The organism is Bradyrhizobium septentrionale, from assembly GCF_011516645.4.
GTDB lineage: Bacteria > Pseudomonadota > Alphaproteobacteria > Rhizobiales > Xanthobacteraceae > Bradyrhizobium > Bradyrhizobium septentrionale.
Genome location: NZ_CP088285.1, coordinates 5,680,457 through 5,699,829, shown reverse-complemented (window position 1 = coordinate 5,699,829; position 19,373 = coordinate 5,680,457). Strand labels below are relative to the sequence as shown.

The 19,373-nt window shown below is 62.5% G+C and carries 15 protein-coding genes and 1 tRNA gene; 6 read left to right on the top strand and 10 right to left on the bottom strand.

Going from position 1 to position 19,373, the window contains the following annotated elements; all coding sequences use genetic code 11:
* Positions 1-24 precede the first annotated feature (24 nt).
* The 5 genes from HAP48_RS29110 to HAP48_RS29085 form a co-directional block, all read right to left on the bottom strand.
* The gene (locus HAP48_RS29110; protein WP_166203132.1) at positions 25-1,479 is read right to left on the bottom strand and encodes an HlyD family type I secretion periplasmic adaptor subunit; all 1,455 of its coding nucleotides are present in this window, start codon (positions 1,477-1,479) and stop codon (positions 25-27) included.
* Positions 1,466-3,604 (bottom strand): type I secretion system permease/ATPase, encoded by a 2,139-nt coding sequence (locus tag HAP48_RS29105; protein ID WP_166203130.1) that lies wholly within the window; start codon positions 3,602-3,604, stop codon positions 1,466-1,468. The genes HAP48_RS29110 and HAP48_RS29105 overlap by 14 nt, the downstream gene beginning before the upstream one ends.
* A 25-nt stretch (positions 3,605-3,629) precedes the next feature.
* Positions 3,630-5,915 carry a beta strand repeat-containing protein gene (locus HAP48_RS50210; protein ID WP_166203128.1) on the bottom strand — a complete coding sequence of 762 codons (2,286 nt, stop codon included), beginning with the start codon at positions 5,913-5,915 and terminating at the stop codon, positions 3,630-3,632.
* 190 nt (positions 5,916-6,105) lie between these two features.
* Positions 6,106-8,577 carry a two-component system VirA-like sensor kinase gene (locus HAP48_RS29090; protein WP_166203126.1) on the bottom strand — a complete coding sequence of 824 codons (2,472 nt, stop codon included), beginning with the start codon at positions 8,575-8,577 and terminating at the stop codon, positions 6,106-6,108.
* Positions 8,574-9,557, bottom strand: coding sequence for a cytochrome-c peroxidase (locus HAP48_RS29085; RefSeq protein WP_224496660.1), 984 nt, complete (start codon positions 9,555-9,557; stop codon positions 8,574-8,576). Before HAP48_RS29085 ends, HAP48_RS29090 begins: the two co-directional genes overlap by 4 nt.
* A 29-nt stretch (positions 9,558-9,586) precedes the next feature.
* Between HAP48_RS29085 and HAP48_RS29080 the strand changes: the two genes are divergently transcribed.
* Entirely contained in the window at positions 9,587-10,351 is a 765-nt protein-coding gene (locus tag HAP48_RS29080) for a response regulator (protein ID WP_166203122.1), read from the top strand.
* Between the two features lie 157 nt (positions 10,352-10,508).
* Here HAP48_RS29080 and serA read toward each other — a convergent pair whose 3' ends face one another.
* Together serA and HAP48_RS29070 are read right to left on the bottom strand one after the other, a co-directional pair.
* Positions 10,509-11,759 (bottom strand): phosphoglycerate dehydrogenase, encoded by a 1,251-nt coding sequence (gene serA, locus HAP48_RS29075; protein WP_166203119.1) that lies wholly within the window; start codon positions 11,757-11,759, stop codon positions 10,509-10,511.
* A 269-nt stretch (positions 11,760-12,028) separates the two neighbouring features.
* Positions 12,029-12,103: transfer RNA gene (locus tag HAP48_RS29070), tRNA-Gln, on the bottom strand.
* 217 nt (positions 12,104-12,320) lie between these two features.
* Between HAP48_RS29070 and HAP48_RS29065 the strand changes: the two genes are divergently transcribed.
* The 4 genes from HAP48_RS29065 to HAP48_RS29050 all read left to right on the top strand — a co-directional run bounded on the left by HAP48_RS29065 (position 12,321) and on the right by HAP48_RS29050 (position 17,481).
* Positions 12,321-14,099 (top strand): acyl-CoA dehydrogenase family protein, encoded by a 1,779-nt coding sequence (locus HAP48_RS29065; protein WP_166203117.1) that lies wholly within the window; start codon positions 12,321-12,323, stop codon positions 14,097-14,099.
* A 740-nt stretch (positions 14,100-14,839) separates the two neighbouring features.
* On the top strand, positions 14,840-16,252 hold the full coding sequence (locus tag HAP48_RS29060; RefSeq protein WP_166203115.1) for a TadE/TadG family type IV pilus assembly protein: 1,413 nt from the start codon (positions 14,840-14,842) through the stop codon (positions 16,250-16,252).
* An 18-nt stretch (positions 16,253-16,270) separates the two neighbouring features.
* On the top strand, positions 16,271-16,816 hold the full coding sequence (locus tag HAP48_RS29055; RefSeq protein ID WP_166203113.1) for a TadE/TadG family type IV pilus assembly protein: 546 nt from the start codon (positions 16,271-16,273) through the stop codon (positions 16,814-16,816).
* An 11-nt stretch (positions 16,817-16,827) separates the two neighbouring features.
* The gene (locus HAP48_RS29050) at positions 16,828-17,481 is read left to right on the top strand and encodes a TadE/TadG family type IV pilus assembly protein (protein ID WP_166203111.1); all 654 of its coding nucleotides are present in this window, start codon (positions 16,828-16,830) and stop codon (positions 17,479-17,481) included.
* Between the two features lie 132 nt (positions 17,482-17,613).
* Here HAP48_RS29050 and HAP48_RS29045 read toward each other — a convergent pair whose 3' ends face one another.
* Complete coding sequence (locus HAP48_RS29045) at positions 17,614-17,868, bottom strand: hypothetical protein (protein WP_166203109.1); 255 nt, start codon at positions 17,866-17,868, stop codon at positions 17,614-17,616.
* A 31-nt stretch (positions 17,869-17,899) separates the two neighbouring features.
* Complete coding sequence (gene rpsU / locus HAP48_RS29040; protein WP_166203107.1) at positions 17,900-18,196, bottom strand: 30S ribosomal protein S21; 297 nt, start codon at positions 18,194-18,196, stop codon at positions 17,900-17,902.
* Positions 18,197-18,804: 608 nt separating this feature from the next.
* Here rpsU and HAP48_RS29035 point away from each other — a divergent pair.
* Positions 18,805-19,038 (top strand): DUF6894 family protein, encoded by a 234-nt coding sequence (locus HAP48_RS29035; protein WP_166203105.1) that lies wholly within the window; start codon positions 18,805-18,807, stop codon positions 19,036-19,038.
* Positions 19,039-19,060: 22 nt separating this feature from the next.
* Here HAP48_RS29035 and HAP48_RS29030 read toward each other — a convergent pair whose 3' ends face one another.
* Positions 19,061-19,297, bottom strand: a complete 237-nt coding sequence (locus HAP48_RS29030) for a DUF6894 family protein (RefSeq protein ID WP_166203103.1) — start codon at positions 19,295-19,297, stop codon at positions 19,061-19,063.
* Positions 19,298-19,373 lie beyond the last annotated feature (76 nt).

The following is a 19,373-nucleotide window of genomic DNA, read 5'->3' as shown; positions in this document are numbered from 1 at the left end:
CAGCGAAGCCCGATGCTCGCCGGCCTAGCGCTCGCGCAAGACTTCCTGGCGGTAGCGCAGCAGCGGTGAAAGCAGATAGCTCAGGACCGTCCGCGATCCCGTCTTGATCTCCACGGTCACCGCCATGCCAGGCGAAAGATTAACGATCCTGTCGTCGATCTGCATTTCGGTGCGATCGAGCGAAATGCGCGCGCTGTAGTTCAGTTCCTGTCCCTTCGGCTCGCTGGTTTCGCTCTGCGTCACCAGGGCGCGATCGTTGGCGCGATCGTGCTGGCGATCGCGGACGACAGCATCCTGCGAGACCGAAAGCACCTGACCATGCAGGAGCCCGTAGCGGGTAAAATTGAAGGTATCGATCTTGATCTCGGCTTGCTGCCCGGCATGGACAAAGCCGATGTCGTGATTCGACACCATGGCTTCGATTTCCAGCCGGCTGTCGCTCGGCACGACCACCAGCAGCGACTGCGCCGGCGTGACCACGCCGCCGACGGTATGGATCGCGAGCTGCTGCACCACGCCGTCGACGGGAGCCGTCAGCTGCTGAAGCCTGGTCCTCTGCTCGGCCTTGATCAGGTCCTGCGCGAGCCCGTTCGCCTTCTGCTCGGACTTGGCCAGTTCGTCGGAGAGCGTATGCCGATACTCCGCCGCCGCTTGCCCGCGGGTCTCGCGGATCGCTGCGATCGCCGCCTCGGTCTCATGCAGATGGCTGTTCTGCACGTTGAACTCTTCCTGTTGCTCGACCAGCAGCTGGAGCACCTCGAAATAGCCGAGCTTCGAACCCAGCTCCTTCTCGACCAGCGTCTTACGAATGTCGACGCGGGACTGGATCACCGGAATGATCGTCTCAAGCTTGTGGATTGTCGCCGATGCGGTGGCTTGCTCGGCCTCCTTCTGCGCCTGCTGGCGCAGGAGTGCCGCGATCTTGGCGCGATGCTCCGTCACCTGGTTCAGCAACAACTGACGCTGGATCGCAACCAGTTCCGGGTCGGCCCCGGTGGGCGGCGTGAAGTCGGCAGCGGGATCGTTGCTGTCGGCGAGCGCCGCGCGCACGCGCGCGATGTTGAGCCGCTCGGCCAGCAGATCATTGCGCAAATGATCGCGCTCCGCCGCGTTCACGGTCGGGTCGAGTTCGATCAGCACGTCGCCGGCCTTGACCGCCTGTCCGTCCTGTACCCTGATCGACCGCACGACGCCGGTCTCGAACGGCTGCACCACCTTGGTGCCGTCGCCCGGCAGGATTTTTCCGGTCGCCGAAGCCACGATGTCGATAGTGCCCCACCAGGCCCAGAGCAAGGCCGCGCAAAACATCAGGGCGATGCTGGCCGCGGTCGCGCGGCCCACCGGCGACGGTGGCGTCTCCACGATCTCGAGCGCCGCCGGCAGAAACGCCAGCTCGTCGCTGCTTTTGCGTTGCGCAGGGCGGAACGGGATCACGCGTGGCGCGGATCCGGCGGCAACAGCCGCTTCAGACGACTTCATGGAATCCTCCTTGCAACCGGTGCAGCGACGCGTAGCGGCCGCCGGTCTTGATCAGCGTGTCGTGGCTGCCGTCCTCGACCAGGCGACCGCGATCGAGCGTGACGATGCGGTCCGCCGCGCGGACGGTCGAGAGCCGGTGTGCGATCACCAGCACCGTCCGCCCCTTGGCGATGTCCTTCATGTTCTGCTGAACGATGCGCTCGCTCTCGTAGTCCAGCGCGCTGGTCGCCTCATCGAAGATCAGGATGCGCGGATCGCCTACCAGCGCCCGCGCGATGGCGATGCGCTGCCGCTGACCGCCCGAAAGCGTCGAGCCGCGTTCGCCGACCACGGTGTCGTAGCCCTCGGCCAGTTCGAGAATGAAGTCGTGCGCCCCGGCGAGCCGTGCCGCCGCAACGATGCGTTCCATCGGCATCGCCGGATCGGCAAGCGCGATATTGTCGCGCACCGAACGGTTGAACAGCACGTTCTCCTGCAGCACGATGCCGATCTGGCGGCGCAGCCACGCTGGATCGGCCATGGCAAGGTCCATGCCGTCCACCAGCACCCGCCCACGCTCCGGGACGTAGAGCCGCTGCACCAGCTTGGCGAACGTGCTCTTGCCCGAGCCCGAGGGTCCGACGATGCCGACGGTCTGGCCGGCCGGCACCTCGAACGAGACATCGTGCAGCACTTCCTGTCCGTCAACGCGGTAGCGAAACGAGACGTGGTCGAATTTGATGTCGCCGCGGATCGACGGCAGCCGCGCCCGCCCGGCCGAATAGGTCTGCTCGGCGGTGGTGTTGAGGATGTCGCCGAGCCGCGCGATCGACAACCGTGCCTGGTGGAAATCCTGCCAGATCTGCGCCAGGCGCAGCACCGGTGCACTCACCCTGCCGGCCAGGATGTTGAAGGCGACCAGTTCGCCGACCGAGAGATCGCCGCCGATGACGAGCTTGGCACCGCAATACAGGATGCTGGCCGTGACGATCTTGCTGACCAGCTGTACCGTCTGGCTCGCGCTGTTGCCGAGACTGAGGACCCGGAAGCTCGCCGCCACATAGCCGGCCAGTTGCTCTTCCCAGCGGCGCTGCATCTGCGGCTCGACCGCCATCGCCTTGAGCGTTTCGATGCCGCTGACGCTCTCGACCAGAAAAGCCTGGTTCTCGGCACCACGCCGGAATTTCTCGTCGAGCCGCCGCCGGAACAGCGGCGTCGCCCCGGCCGATATCGCGATATAGAAGGGGAACGAGCCGATCACGATCCACGTCAGCAGCGGCGAATAGAAGTACATCACGCCCAGGAAGACGAACGTGAAGAACAGGTCGATCAGCAGGGTCAGCGCCGAGCTGGTGAGAAAATTGCGGATGTTCTCCAGTTCGCGCACCCGTGCCACCGAATCCCCGACACGACGGGCCTGGAAATAGGCCATCGGCAAAGCCAGCAAATGGTGAAACAGGCGTGCGCCGAGTTCGACGTCGATCCGGTTGGTGGTGTGGGAAAACAGATAGGTGCGCAGGATCCCCAGCACAGTCTCGAACACCGAAATCGACACCAGTCCGAGAACGAGGACGTCGAGGGTGGCTAGCGACCGGTGCACCAGCACCTTGTCGATCACCACCTGGAAGAACAGCGGTGAAACCAGGCCGAACAGCTGCAGGAAAAACGATCCGACCAGCACCTCACCGAGCAGATGACGATATTTGTGAATCGCGCCCAGAAACCAGGCGATGCCGAAGCGGCGGGTGATATCCGACAGACCGGCGCGACGGGTCATCAGGATCAGCTGACCGTCCCAGACCGACAACAGTTCGTCCCGCGTCATCAGTGCGGGCCGGGACGCCGGCGCTTGCACCAGAACCTTGCCTTCGGCGGCCTTGGCGACCACCAGGAATCCGCCGTTGCGCAGGGCCGCGATGGCGGGCAAGGGCGTGCTGCCGAGCCGGGACCAGTCGGTCTGGCAGGCACGCGCCTTGAGCCCGAGGTCTTTGGCACACCGGAGCATCTCCGGTGTGCCGATCTTCTCCGTGCCCATCCGATGCGCGATCTGTCCGGCATCGGCCGCAACCCCCTGGAGATGCAGCAGCGTCACAAGGGCTTCGAGACCTTGATCGACCGGTCCCGTGCTGTTGGTTTCGTTGCTCATGGATGCTCTCCAGGGTGACGTTGCGTCAGGCCGCGTGCGGCTGCGTCAGCAGCGGCTGTTGGTCAGGCGCAGGATCGGTAAGCGGCATGCCGCCGAGTGCAGCCCCCGTCGAGACCAGGCTTGAGGCCATGAACTGGCCCAGCAGGGCAGCGCTCGCCACAGACGAAGCGTTGCTCACGGCACTGCCGGGATTCATCACCGCCTGGAACTGGAGGTTGTTGCCGGTGCCACCGTCGAGAACGTCGGTTCCGCCATTGCCAATCAGGGTGTCATCCCCTGCGCCGCCACTCAGAGTGTCGCTGCCGCGGCTGCCGATCAGGATGTCGTTGCCGTCGCCGCCATTGGCGATGAACTGCATCGCCCCACCGAGCCCGAAGGCGTTGATGACGTCATCGCCTCCGAGGCCGTTGATCACGATGCGATCGTTGGCCTCGAAGCCGGTGATCGTGACGTCGGTAGCCAGACCCGACACCGTGATCACGCCGTTGTTGTCGTTGATCGAGATCGCGTCGTCGCCATTGGTGGCGTTGATCACGACCGTGTCGACCTGACCGTCGCCCTGTCCGCTACCGACAGGCGCGGACAAGTCGATCGCAACGTGCTTCACGTCGGTCTTGGACAGGTCGCCCACCGTGATGGTGTCCGTACCACCCAGTGCGTTGACATCGATGGTCTCGATGTGATCGAGATCCATGGTGACGACGCCGACGTCGCGGCTGAAGATCGCATGGCTGCCACTGGCCGTGATATCCATGCTCTCGTCGACGTTGGCGCCGTTGAACACCAGCGTATCGGTGCCTGCCCCGCTATCGACCGTGTCGCTGCCGTCGCCCGGATTCCAGACGAAGGTGTCGTTGCCATCGCCAAGCGACGCGACGTCATTGCCGCGACCGCCGATCACGGTGTCGTTGCCGTCGCCGCCAATCAGCGTGTCGTTGCCCTGGCTTCCGGTGATGGTGTCGCTGCCGGCACCGCCATCGACGATGAGGCCGATGACACCGGCCGCAAGGCCAGCAGCGGTGATGACGTCGTTGCCGGCACCACCCTCGACGATGAGCTGGTCGTTGGCCCCCTCTGATCCGGCAAGGGTAACCGCTGCGGGCAGGCCGGCGACCGTGACCGAGCCTCCTGTTCCCGTCACCTCAATGGTGTCGCTGCCGTTGGTGCCGTTGACGGTCACGGTATCGGCCGCGCCGTCGCCGACGCCACTGCCAGGTGTGGACTCGAGATCGATCGCGACCTGGGTGACGCCGGTTCCGGTGAGGTCGCCGACATTGATGTTGTCGGCGCCGCCGAGCGCGTTGAAATCGATCTGCTCGATGCCGTTGAGATCCATCGTGATACCGGCGATGTCGCGGCTGAAGTTCACCCGGCCGTGGTTAGCGGTGATATCGATGTTCTCGTTGATGTTGGCGCCATTGAAGACCAGCGTATCGGTGCCGTCCTGGCCTTCGACGGTGTCGCTGCCGTCGCCCGGATTCCAGATGAAGGTGTCGTCGCCAGTGCCGCCGAGCAGGCTGTCGTTGCCGCGGCCGCCGATGATGACGTCGTTACCGGCTCCGCCGATCAGCGTGTCGCCGCCGTCACCGCCGGTCATGGTGTCGTTGCCGTCGCCGCCGTCGATGGTGAGATGGATCAGGTTGGCGAGGCCGTTTCCGGCGGTGAAAACGTCGTCACCGCCGTTCATGTTAAGCACGAGGTTCTCGGTGGTTCCGACATCAAGCGAGAACGGCGCCGGGTTAATCCGATCGAAACGCACGCGGGTGCCGTTGGCCGTGATCGAAAAGACTTCGGCGCCGTTGCCGCCATTGACCTCGGCGGTATCGATGCCGTCGCCGCCTTCCATCAGGTCGGTGCCCTCGCCCGGATTCCAGATCATACGGTCGTTACCGGCCCCGCCGAACATCTGGTCGCTTCCGGTGCCGCCGGTCAGGGTGTCGTTGCCGTCTCCGCCAAACAGGAGATCGTCCCCGCCCTTGCCTTGCAGGACATCGTTGCCCGCCCCGCCGAACAGCAGATCAGTGCCCGAGCCCCCGATCAGGATGTCGTTACCCGCGCCGCCAAATAGTTGCACCGCCGGCATCGCACCGTTGGCTTCGTCGACCGAGATCGTGTCGTTTCCGGCCTGACCGAACACCTGAATCGTCGCGGTGTTGGCAACCGTCGGTCGGCCGCCGAGGATGGTCACCGCGCCGCCGTTGATGAGAATGTTGCCGGCCGCATCGCGGCTGGCGACGATGGAGTTGTCGAGGGCGTCGTCGAACACCGTCAGCACGCCGGAGCCTGCCGAAAAACTGGCTGTGATTGCCATTGAAGCGGTCCTTTCGAGGATTGATGTATCAGCGCGAACGCTCATTCCTGGGGTGGTGGTTTCGTTGGTGCTAACGCTCGATCTGGTCGCCGTTGTCACCTCCGTCATCTTGACGCGCGCATGCACGGCTGCGGGCCACCAGAAATGGCGGCCCTGCGCTACGGAAGTATTTCAGGCAAGGGTAATCGTGTTACGGCTGTAACCTGGCCGGCGTTCGCAGGCAGCGGTCCAATGCCGCGGCAAGCTCGGCGTTATCCAGTGGCCAGTGCAGCACTTCGGAGATGCCGGCGTCCGTCATCAAATCGACGCTGACATCAGCGGCAGTCGCGACGGCAAGCAACACGGGCTGCAACGGCGATACCTCGTGCAGGGCTCGCGCCAATTCCACCCCACCCTGGGGCCGCGAGGCGTGGCCGACCAGGATGATATCGAATCGCGCAGAGTCGGAACGGCATGCAGCAAGGGCATCCGCCGCAACCTCAAACCCGACCGGCTCGTATCCCAGCGCCGCCAGCTTCTCTTCATCGCGCAGCAAGCGTTCCCGCTCGCTTTCGACAATCAGCACCGTCTCGCCGCGTCCAAGCGGAAGCGCCGACAATCCGTCAGCCGCGATGGAGTCCGCCGCCACAGCAGGCAGCCAGACTTCGAACCGGCTTCCACAGCCAGGTTCGCTCTGAACGTTGATGGCTCCATCATGATCGCGGACGATCTCGCGAACCGTTGCGAGACCGAGGCCGGTTCCTGCCACGCGCGTCGTGAAGAACGGCTCGAACATCCGCCGCGCCACGCGTTCATCGATTCCGCTCCCGTTGTCGCTGACAGAAAGGCATACGTAGCGACCCGGGGAGAGCCCGCCCTCGCTCATCTCCACGAAAGCGGCTATCTGTTCCTGTTTCACGGCCACGCGGACACAACCGCCATCGTTCGTCGCTTGCGCGGCGTTGGTGCAGAGATTGAGGATGACCTGCTGGAGCTGCGCCGGTTCGCCTGACACGGCGACGTCGGCCGGAACGTCTTCGAAGACAAGCTCTACATCCGACGGCAACGAGGCACGCAACAACGAGGCCGCCTCGTTGAGCAAAGTGCGCACCTGAACCGGACGCGCACGCCCGTCGGACCGCCGGCCAAAGGTGAGGATATTGTCGACGAGGTCGCGACCGCGCTCGGCGGCCCGGCGTATCTCGTCGATGTGCTGTGCCGGTTTGGAACCGCGAGTGATTTGCGGCTCCGCCATCTCCGAATAACCGAGGATGGCGCCGATGATATTGTTGAAGTTATGCGCGATCCCGCTGGCCAACGATCCTATCATCTGCATGCGACGTGCCCGCTCCAGCCGCATGGCAAGCTTGGTCCGTTCGCGCTCCAGAAATTCGCGCTCGAGCGCATTGGCCACGGCGTCACTGGCAAGCCGCGCGAGCGGGATAGGAGAGACACTGTTCCGTATCGGGCGGAAGCGGTCAAAACCCATGATGCCCTGGACCCGACCCGGCCGAACCAGCGGCAAACAGGCCCACGCGCGCACGCCGGTACCCGCCAGTGCATCCCTGATAGTGCCGGCCGGCAAGGCGCTCGCGTCGGCAATCGTGACGCCGTCCCCTGCGCCGAGCTGCTCGGCTACTGCCAACGCCCGTCGAGGCCAACCCGGCGGAAACGTCACTCCGTCCTTCGACCATGCGTGGACCCGGATCGGCCTCTCGTCCAACACCACATACGCGCGGTCCGCGTCGATGATCCGACTGAATTCACCCAGCACCTGCTTCAATCGCGTCCCGGTTTCGGCCGGCGAGCAGTTGATCAGACGCGTCGAATTCTCGGCAATGACGTGTTCGAATGCTGCCCGCCGACTCAACGCCACCGCCCGAGCTCGTAGCCGAAGGCCGAGAATGACGAGCATGACGAGCAACAACAGGGAAACAACGTAGAGCAGCAGCCGATAGCGCTGCTCCCCGGCTTCGACCACGGACCGATGGCGGGAAAACACTTCGCGGACCTCCTCCAGGGCATGCGTGCTGGCCGCGGCGATGAAGGCCTTCAGCGTTTCATCGACCGCCGGGAGCTGCTCATAGAGCAGCCGTGCATGCGCCAGCATCGCGCGCGCCGGTTCCACGTCCGGTCCCGTGGTGGGCGTTTGCTGCGCAAACTGGTCGACCTTTTCCTGGAGCGCTCGCATCGCGCCGGATGAGGTGTCTCGCGACAAATAGAGGATCGCAGCCGCCAATGCGCCCGTTGCCGGCGCGAGTTGCACGTCGTTGGCAAGGAACGCCGGGCTCGTGCTGAGCAGGCCTACATAGGAGAGCGAATTCTGCAGCAATGCGTTGCTGGTCTTGAAGCGCTCCAGCAGCTCTTGCTGCTCGACAACCGCCGCTGCCAGCTGGTCAACTCGCTTCGGATCGAGACCTTCGGCCCGTGCGTGAGATCGGAGCCGACTGACCGCATCGTCCATCGCTCGCGCATCGACAGCAAAGGCATCGTAGTCACGAAGCAGGCCAGCTCGCGCCTGAAGCACGTCGCGGTGAAGCGAGGCTTCCGCAAGCGCATATTCGTCGAGCGTCTGGAGCGTCACTGCATAGGCGGACGCGTTGGTATCTATGCCGCGCCACAACAGCCAGGTCAGCAGCGCGAGCAGAAATGAAACCCCGAGAATAAACGGCAGATTCCTCATGGCATCTGCGAGCCAGTGCGTGGTGTGGCGGTGGCCGGCCTTACGGCTTGACCTCGATATGTCCCGGTCAGCGTGTTGAGGAAGGCGACGATGGCGGCAGTTTGCTGATCGGTTAGAACGCGGTCGAGTTGGGCGACGCCCATCGCTTTGACGGCCTCCGGCAACGTGGCCGCGCTGCCATCATGGAAGTATGGCGCTGTCGTCGCCACATTTCGCAAGCTGGGCACGCGAACCAATGCCGGCTCCGGCGAGCCCAATGGATGGAAGATGCCGTGCCGTTGAAACAGATTGCCGCCCACATTGACACCCTGATGGCAGGCGATGCAGCCGAGCGATTTGAAGACCTGATAACCCGACAACTCGTCCGACGTCATGGCATTGGTTTCCCCGGCAAGCCATCGGTCGAAGCGGCTAGCTGGCGTGACCAATGTCCGCTCGTATGTCGCGATCGCATCCAGCAGGGCGGCGGCATCAGGCTCCCTTCCATAGGCATCACGAAACTGCCCCACGATTCCGGGGTCAGCACGCAGTTTGCCGAGGACTTCGTCAACGCTCGACGCCATAATCGCTGGATTGCGAAGACTGCCCTCGATTCCTTCTTCCAACGAGCGGAAATTGCCTTCCCAATTCAGGCGGAAGTTAAGGCTCGCATTGAAGACCGTCGGCGTATTGAGGGCGATCGGTTGACCTTCACGCGTATCGTGGATCCTGGCGCTGGCGCCATTGGTTGCTATATCGTGGCACGACGAACAACTGTGTGTATTATCGTGAGACAGACGCCGGTCGCCGAACAATCGTTCTCCGAGCAGGACACGCTGTGGGTCTTGGGCACGCGGCGCGGGAATTGGCGTGATAGGCTCGCGGTCGGCGCGCACCTCAGAGCCCGGCGATTGAGCGTCTGCCGGCGAGAACGCGCTGAGACAAACCAGCGCCAGCAGCAGACACGCGAAACCGCAGCCGTACGCGGCCGCCGTCGTCACCGGCGGCACCGTTGAAGGGACTGGACGCAATGAGCGGCTCATCACTGAATGACCCGGGTCCTCGCGGAAGCGTTGATCGCCAAGTGTGCGTCCTCGTCGTGGAAGATGATCCTGCCTTGCAGCGCATGATCCTAAACTATTTCGCTGAGAACAACATCCGGACCCTGGCAGCAAGTAATCGGCAGGAAATGGTCGGTCGGCTTGGCAGTGCCGATGTCAATCTGGTGATCCTTGATCTCCGGCTTGGACTAGAAGACGGACTGGATCTTCTTCGGGAGATCCGCTTGAACTCCGAAGTGCCCGTGATCATCATCACGGGTCACCGCCGCGACGACATCGATCGAGTGGTCGGTCTCGAGCTTGGCGCCGACGATTATCTGACGAAGCCATTCAACCTGCGCGAATTGCTCGCGCGTGTTCGCGCGATCTTGCGCCGGTTCGATGCCGGGAGGGCCGCGCCGGCGCGCGATCCAGAGCGTGGCCGATTTCGATTTTCCGGCTGGCAGCTCGACCGCAGGATCCGGCAGCTTACCGATCCGGCCGGTGCCGCGGTCGCATTGACAAAGGGCGAGTACGCGATGCTGCTGGCCTTTCTCGAAGCGCCACAACGTCCGCTTAGCCGCGAGCACCTATTGCAGGCGACCCGCGTCCACGAAGATGTCTTCGACCGCAGCATTGATGTGCAGATTCTCCGCCTGCGGCGCAAGCTTGAGCGCGATCCAAGCGCGCCACGCGTGATCCAGACCGAGCGCGGTGTCGGATATGTATTCGCCGTTCCGGTCGAGCGGGTTTGACGAGACAATTGGCGGCCACCGCGGGAGCTTCACGCGCGGAACGTCTCCACTTCCGCCGCAACCGGCGTTGCACTGCCACCGAACCCGTCCAAAGGCGGGTGGAAGCCCTGTCGACCTACCGCCAACAGGACAGCATTCGCCACGCACCGCCATCTCATCACCCTTGCGGCCGGCTCTGGTCGTACAGCACCCGCACGCGGATCGTGCCGTGAATAGCCTTCAGCTCGGCCAACAGCTCCTCGCCTTCGCCGCCGACAACGTCGGTTTCGAGCACGACGTAGCCGACTTCCGGGTCGGTTTGCAGGTATTGCGCCTGGATGTTGATCCCGTGCCGAGAGACTGCGTCATTGACCTGACGCATCACGCCGGGAACGTTGCGGTGGACATGGATGAAGCGTGTGCCGGTCGGCCGCGCCGGCAACTGCACCTGCGGAAAATTGACCGCGCCGAAGGTCGAGCCGACATCGGAATAATCAATCAGCTTGCGAGCAACCTCCCCGCCAATACGATCTTGCGCCTCCTCCGTCGAACCGCCGACATGCGGCGTGAGGATCACGTTGGACAAGCCTTGCAACGGCGAGACGAAGCGGTCGTTGTTCGACGCCGGTTCGACCGGAAACACGTCGACCGCAGCACCTGCCAGCCTGTCCTCACGCAGGGCGCTTGCCAGCGCATCGAGATCGACCACGGTGCCGCGCGAGTTATTGATCAGATAGGCCCCCGGCTTCATCAGCCCAAGCTGGGCCGCGCCAATCATGTTGGCGGTGGCCGGCGTCTCCGGCACATGCAGTGAAACGACGTCGCTGGCCGCGAGCAGATCGCCCAGTGTCTCAACCGGCTCGGTATTGCCGTGACGCAATCGGTCAGTGTGATCGAAATAGATGACGCGCATGCCCATGGCTTCCGCGAGATTCGATAACTGCGAACCGATGTTGCCATAGCCAACGATGCCCAGCGTCTTGCCGCGCACCTCGCGGCTCCCCTCGGCGGACTTGTCCCAGCCGCCACCATGAGCGGAGATCGACCGAGGAAATATCCGGCGCAACAGCATCACGATCTCAGCGATGGTCAGCTCAGCCACGCTGCGGGTGTTGGAGTATGGAGCGTTGAATACCGGAATCCCAAGGCGTCGCGCGGCATCAAGATCGACCTGGTTGGTGCCGACCGAAAAGCAGCCAACCACCATTAGCCGGTCGGCAGCCTCCAGGATCTCCGCGGTCAACTGTGTCCGCGAGCGGATCCCCAGCATATGGACGCCGGAAAGTGCCTGCTTGAGCTCGCCAGCACCCAACGCCTTCGGCAGACGTTGCAGCTCGGTATAGCCATTGCCTTCGAACATGCGTGCTGCCGAGTCGTTCACGCCCTCCAGCAGCAGGACGCGTATCTTGGTTTTAGGGAGAGACAACATCGTCGAGATTCGCCTTCGTTATTCCGGGCTCGCTCTGGAAGAGCTACCATGCACAACTTCGATCACTGCATCGCGGTGGCGGGGTGAATAGCACAACGTAATCGTCCGCATCAGAAGCGCAGGCGCCATCTGCGGGGCTCGAAATCAGCCGGTATTAAAATACCTAACAAATGACGGAGCCTGGAACAAGGCGGCCGAGTCTACTTCCAAGCGGACCGCCAGCCAAGCGGCCACGGAATTTTTAAATAATAAAATCAATGACTTGAATATGGCTGGGGCGGGAGGGATCGAACCTCCGAATGGCGGAATCAAAATCCGCTGCCTTACCGCTTGGCTACGCCCCAACGCGCCGATCGAAGGCCTCGCCGGTCTATAGAGTGAGGGCGCGCATTTCAACAGGGCGGCGATCGAAAAGGCACGAAAGCTGCTGGATGTCGGCAGCCTTATTATAGAGCGACGCCGCGGTGGCCGGAACGGACCGCACGATGTCCGCTCGGACAGTTGAGAGGCCGCGGGTTTCATGGGAAGACAATTTCCAAATGCCTCGTCGGGAGTAACGCCATGACCTACCGCGCACCGATCAACGATATCCTGCTGTCCCTCAATCATGGCGCGGGGCTCGCCGCCGCCGTGCAGGCCGGCCACTACGGCGATTTCGACGGCGATATTACCGCTGCGGTGCTGGAAGAAGCCGGCAAGTTCGCCTCCGATGTGCTGGCGCCGCTGAACAAGGTCGGCGACGAGCACGGCATCAAGCTCGACAACGGCAAGGTGACCACCGCGCCCGGCTGGCCCGACGCCTATCAGCGCTGGGCCGCCGCCGGCTGGAACGCGGTGTCGGGGCCGGAAGCGTTCGGCGGCCAGGGCCTGCCGCTCGCGGTCAACGCCGCCTGCACCGAGATCTGGAGCGCGTCGAACGTCGCCTTCGGCCTCTGCCCGCTGCTGACGCTGTCGGCGATCGAGGCGCTCGACGCCCATGGCAGCGAGGAACTGAAGACGATCTATCTGGAGAAGATGGTCACGGGCGAATGGACCGGCACGATGCAGCTCACCGAGCCGAATGCCGGCTCCGACGTCGGCGCGCTGCGCACCCGTGCCGAGCGCGCGGGCGACGGCACCTACCGCATCAAGGGCACCAAGATCTTCATCACCTATGGTGAGCACGACATGACCGACAACATCGTGCACTTCGTGCTCGCACGATTGCCCGATGCGCCCGGCGGTACCAAGGGAATCTCGCTGTTCCTGGTCCCGAAATTCCTGGTCAATGCCGACGGCTCGCTCGGCGCGCGCAACGACATCCATGCGAGCGGCGTCGAGCACAAGCTCGGCATGCACGCTTCGCCGACCTGCACTATGACGATGGGCGATCAAGGCGGCGCGATCGGCTACCTGATCGGCGAGGAAAACCAGGGCATGCGCTGCATGTTCACCATGATGAACCAGGCGCGCCTCGGTGTCGGCCTCGAAGGCGTCGGCATCGCCGACCGCGCCTATCAGCAGGCGCTGGCCTACGCGCAGGAGCGCCGCCAGGGCAAGGCGATCGGCCACAAGGGCGACGGGATGGATCCGATCATCGTGCATCCCGACGTCAAGCGCATGCTGATGCAGATGCGCAGCATGACGGCGGCGGCGCGCACGATCTGCTACGCCACCGCGGTCGCGCTCGACGTCGCGGCGCGCGCCAAGGACGCCAAGGTGCGCGCCGACGCCGCCGCGCGCGGCGCGCTGCTGACCCCGATCGCCAAGGCCTTCTCCACCGACGTCGGCAACGAGGTCGCCTATCTCGGCGTCCAGGTCCATGGCGGCATGGGCTTCATCGAGGAGACCGGCGCCGCGCAGCACTATCGCGACGCCCGCATCACCTCGATCTATGAAGGCACCAACGGCATCCAGTCGATCGACCTCGTCACCCGCAAGCTCGGCGCCAATGGCGGCGCCTCGGTGTGGGCGCTGCTCGACGAACTCGCGGCAACCATCAAGCAGGTCGAAACCTCCAACGACCCGGCGTTCGGCACCACCGGCGCCAAGCTGCGCGACGCGCACGCCGCGCTGGAGCGCACCAGCAAATGGTTGCTGGAGCGGCTCGCCTCCGCGCCGAACGATGCGCTGGCCGGCGCGACACCCTATCTGCGGCTGTTCGCCGCGACGCTCGGCGGCTGCATGCTCGCCGGCGAGGCGCTGGCCGCGAAGGCCAACGGCGAGGCCGAGCCGCAACGCTACGTCGCGCTGGCGCGCTTCTTCGCCGAGAACATCTCGGTGCAGGCGCCGTCGCTGGAGAAGACTGTGACCGAGAGCGCCGATGCAGTGACCGGCGCGGACGCGGTGTTGGCGGGGTAGCTCGCCCACTCTCTCTTCGTCGTCATTGCGAGGAGCCTCGCGACGAAGCAATCCATCGTTCCGCAAGCGCGGCATGATGGAGTGCTTCGCTTCGCTTCGCTCGCAATGACGTTTGAAGCTCCAGTTCGGCGGTCAAAACAGCCGGACGGGCCGTGTCATCACCCGCGAATGCGGGTGATCCAGTATTCCAGAGACGCCGGTGCTTGAACCGAGAAGCCGCGGCGTACTGGATCGCCCGGTCGAGCCGGGCGATGACAGTGTGAGTGGGGATACAGTCTCGCATTCTCGCGACAAGATTTGTCCGAGCTGTGCTCTTCGTTCCGCCCTCTCCTCAAACAGAGGGCGCAGGGAAGGCCGGGTGCCGATCGCACCCGCGTTCTTCGGATTGGATTCGATTCGGAAAAAAGGTCGACCACGCGTTTGCTTGGCATCGAGCCAAACACGCGCTGTAAGCTTCGTGTAAGCCAGCGCCGTAAGCTTCGTGTAAGTGGCTACGCGCCGCTCAGTAGAAACACGCAGCTCAGCGCAAAAAAGCAGCAGAACACGCGCGCCAAAATATAAAATTCATAGCCTGACGCTGCACTCGATCACATCGATGCAAAAATTTATGGACCTATAGAAACGCGCGTAAGCAAAGCTTAACGGCTTCATCTTCACAACTTCTCCCCTAAGCACCGGATACCTCCAACGGCACATAACGCGCTCGGGGACTCGCTGTGTTGAAACCAGCTGTGATGAAGATGAAGCTCACAACGCGCTCCTGCCTGAAGCGCTTCGTCACCGATCGCAGGGCCAACGTTGCCATCATGTTTGCGCTGGCGACGGTGCCGTTGATCTACCTGTTGGGCATGGCGATGGATTACACCCAGGCCCTGCGCAAGAAGAACCAGCTCGATGCCGCAGCCGACGCCGCTGCAATTGCCGCCGTCAGGCCCGCGATGCTGCTGCAAACCGACTCCGCGGCCCAGGCGGCGGCCGCCGCCGTCTTCGCATCCACCGCAAACAGCATGTCAGGCTTGACCCAGGTGCCGTCACCGACGATCACCATCACCGACTCCGGGCTCCAGCGCACCGTGACGGTTTCGTACAACACGCAATCGATCAACAATTTCCGCATGGTGCTCGGCAAAGCGGCTTGGCCAATCAATGGCTCATCGACCGCACGGGCGGCAAGCGCGCCCAATATGAACTTCTATCTGGTGCTCGACGACTCGCCGTCGATGGCGATCGGAGCGACCCAGGACGACATCAACCATCTGATATCCTACACGTCCAGTCAGCCATCAGCGTCAAAGAGCTGCGGCTTCGCCTGCCATGAAACGCATCCGAACCTCGACACCGGAGCCAACGCTTCGACCGTCGACAATCTGACCATTGCGCGCAACAAGGGCGTCACCTTGCGGATCGATCTCGTGGTGAATGCCGTCAATCAGCTGCTCGTTTCATGGTCGAACTGTCCGCAGTCAGGCGTTTCGGGTGGCGTCATGCAATGCATGTCGGCTCTGAACAACACCACCTATAAAGCGGGCCTCTACACCTTCGACTACAACTTCAATACGCTGCAGTCGCCGACCAGCCCATCTGTGGCGGGAGGCGCCATTTCAAAGATTCAGCTGATGACGGTCGACCACCAGAACTGCGTCATTTCGGGAAGCTGCACCACCGACTATGGCACGGACATCGAGAACGCGCTCACCAGCGTCAACGGCATCATGCCCAACCCCGGCCTTGGCAGCAATCAGTCGGGAGACACGCCGCAGGAAGTCGTGTTCCTCGTCACCGACGGCGTCGACGACAAGATCATCGCGCTCAGTTCGTCTTGCAACGTCAACGCGACACTGCAGGCGGTGGGCTCGAATTATCGATGCCAGCAGCCGCTCAACCCGGCGATATGCACGACAATCAAGAACCGGGGCATTCGAATCGCAATTCTCTACACGGAGTATCTGCAACTTCCGACCGACAGCTGGTACATGGGCCATATCGCCCAGTTCAACAGCCCATCGTCTTCAAGCGGCCAAATAGCCCAAAACTTGCAAGCCTGCGCTTCGCCCGGCCTTTTCTCCGACGTTCAAACCGGCGGCGACATCTCGGCGGCGCTGACGGATCTGTTCATCAAGGTCGCCTCAAGTACAGCCAGCCTCACGCAGTAAGAAAGCGCAGGGCCCCAAGTGAAAATCGCATCATTAAAACGAAATCGCTCTGCCGCCTTCGTGAAGGATTGCCGCGGCGCCACAGCGGTCGAGTTCGCACTTGTAGCGGCGCCTTTTATCGCCCTCCTTATCGCGATCCTGCAGACGTTTCTCGTCTTCTTTGCGCAAGAGCTGCTCGAAGCGGTGGTGCAGCAATCGAGTCGCCAAATCCTGACCGGGCAGACGCAATCACAACAGGCGACACAGGCCGCCTTTCGCCAGACCGTCTGCAATCAAGTCGTCGTCCTGTTCAGTTGCCCGAAAATAATGGTCGACGTGCGGGTCGCCACCAGTTGGTCGTCGGCCGATACGTCTGCTCCCGTCCTAACGTATGACGGCCAGGGCAACGCCTTGACCACCTGGCAGCAGTTCAATCCGGGAAACGCGGGAGATATCGTCGTGGTCCGGGTGATTTATCTGTGGCCGGTCTTCCTGGGACCTCTTGGATTCAATCTTTCAAATCAGCCCAACAATACGCGAATGATTCTGGCGACTGCCGCTTTCCAGAACGAGCCGTCCTCGTAGGAGGTGATCCCATGACCTGCCTGTCATTTCGACTGCGACAATTTCGGATCGATACCAACGCCGTGGCGGCTATCGAGTTTGCCATGATATTGCCGTTCATGCTGCTGCTCTATGTCGGCGGGATCGAGCTGGCCAACGGCATGGCGATCAACGTCAAAGTCACCGCAGCTGCACATTCTGTCGCCGACATGGTCTCGCAGAATACGCAAGTCAGCGCGACCCAGCTGCAGAACATCCTCGGCGCATCGACCGCGATCCTCGCGCCGTATCCGACGACCATCAACGGCAACTCGCTCGCCACGGTTACCGTTTCCGGCGTCTCTACCGACAGCAACGGCAATGCGACTGTGCAGTGGAGCGCGTCATACAATGGAACGAGCTACGGAACGGGGAGATCGATCGGTCAACGAATTACGTTGCCTTCCTCGCTCGCCGGGACACAGAATTACAATGTCTCTTTTGTTCTGGGCGAAGTGTCGTACGGCTATACACCCCACCTCGGTTTCACCATCAGTGGGACCTTGACGCTCGCAGACAGCTACTACCTGTTTCCGCGTTGTTCAACGAATAGCCCCGCCAATGCGAACTTCCCGTACTATGACGTCAAGCTGACATCCTCGACGACATGTACCTGCATCCAACACCTGCAGCAAAAGAGCTGTTAGCTCGCCCATCAGGGACAGGGCAGCCTCTGTGGGCGTTCACCGTCCTTCGGTAGCGACGAAACCGTCGAAATGCCAACCGATTGCTGTCACGGCAATCCCAAGGCGCTGCCCAGGCCGCCGCGCGACCGCTTGTCAGCGATCCCGGCGCAACGAACGAAACTCCCTGGGGCCGTCCAGCAGATCGTGCTTGCGGACAGACTGTTCGATCCGGCTGGCGGAATGATCTGCCATTGCGTTGATGGCCTTGCCGGCCAGGTTCTGCGCACGTTGCCGCCGCTTCTCGTCCCTCGATCGAACATCCCGATCTTGGTCTCGCCGACGACAGATTTCATCGGAGAGACGTTCCTGGAGGCATCCGCTGCCTCGATAGGGTCGCTGCTTCATCATGCACGCTCCCTCCAACAGGATTGCGTACGGACTAACGCTCCGGCGCGCCGTTTGTTCGCGCCGGCGATTGCCCTGGTGCCGGGAATTTTGGCGCCGACAATCTGGGCTTCTTCGGCGGAGCTGCAATCAATCCCTCGCGGATCGCCTGCTTGCGGGCAAGCTTGCGTGCGCGCCGCACGGCCTCGGCCTTCTCTCGAATCCTTTTTTCCGAAGGCTTTTCGAACGATCGGCGGCGCTTCATCTCTCTGAAGACGCCCTCGCGCTGCAACCTCTTCTTCAGAACGCGCAGCGCCTGGTCGATGTTGTTGTCCCTGACAAGAACCTGCAATGGATCACCTCTCGCGGCGCTAGAGCATTTTTGGTTCCGATTGAATCAGAACCGAAGCTCTAGCTTCCTGTTTTGAGCGTTTTCTTCGCGAACCGTATCCATCCCGCATCACGTGCGGGACAGGCTTCGCTCGAAAACGCTCTAGGTACGTTGAGCGCGCAAATACGAAAGCCCGCTCTATCGGTGACAGAGCGGGCCGCACTGCCATCCCAGTACATCCGTGAAACGGCAGCCGATCAACAGCATGACGAAAGCTTTAGCCGCAGTGCTGCAAGCACGCGTCCTCACCTTCATCCGACGATGTCTTTGGAAAAGGGTCCAGTGGGACCGATCTACAAGGCTCAAGGCCAGTCGATACACCACAAGTATACACTTATCCCAGCTATGCAAGGCGCAATTGCAAATCCCGGGAATTATCTCTGACGGATCAAGCGCGTTCGAGATCGTCGGCGAAGACGATAGCGCCTGGCCCGAGCGGTTCCCTGCATCAATGTCATTGTAGAGTGGCAAATTCGGGCCGTCTGACGCAGACTGCGGCGCTGCCGGGTGATTTGAGAGCGCCGGCACTGGAGAGCCTGGGCAGCTCCCGCCACAAAAGGGAGCCGCAAATGGCAACCCGCTATTATTTCGATATCCGCAACGGCGAGGAACTCTACGCCGACAGGCAGGGCATCGAGCTGCGCGACGAGGAAACTGCTGCGCACGAAGCGATGCAGTCATTGCTCGGCATGGCGAAACACAATCCGCTTCTGGACAAACAGAGGCTGCTGGCGTTTGAGGTCCGCACCGACCAAGGGCCATTGTTTGACGTCAGTCTCGATCTTGGCATCACGAGGCGCTAGGCGCGTCGGCGCGCTACCGAACTCAGGAATTCGACCGGCGAATGCGCCACGCGATGCCCACTTCAAGCACGGGCCCGTCGCTATCCCGGACTTCGATCGCAATCTGATCGAGACTGTGACCGCGGACGGAATCGCGCACCATGTCGGCCAAAGCGCGCGCGGCCTCTTCTTGAACGACCGCGAGGCCAGGCATCTCCAGGCCCTCTTCGTCGATCGCCAAGCCGTCGCCGTCACGAAGATCGAAATAGTAGCGTGTCATCACTGATAAGAGGCCGAACTGTCGATCGTTCCTGGCGAGGGCACAGAGCAGCAAACGGCCCCGATGATGCGAGATG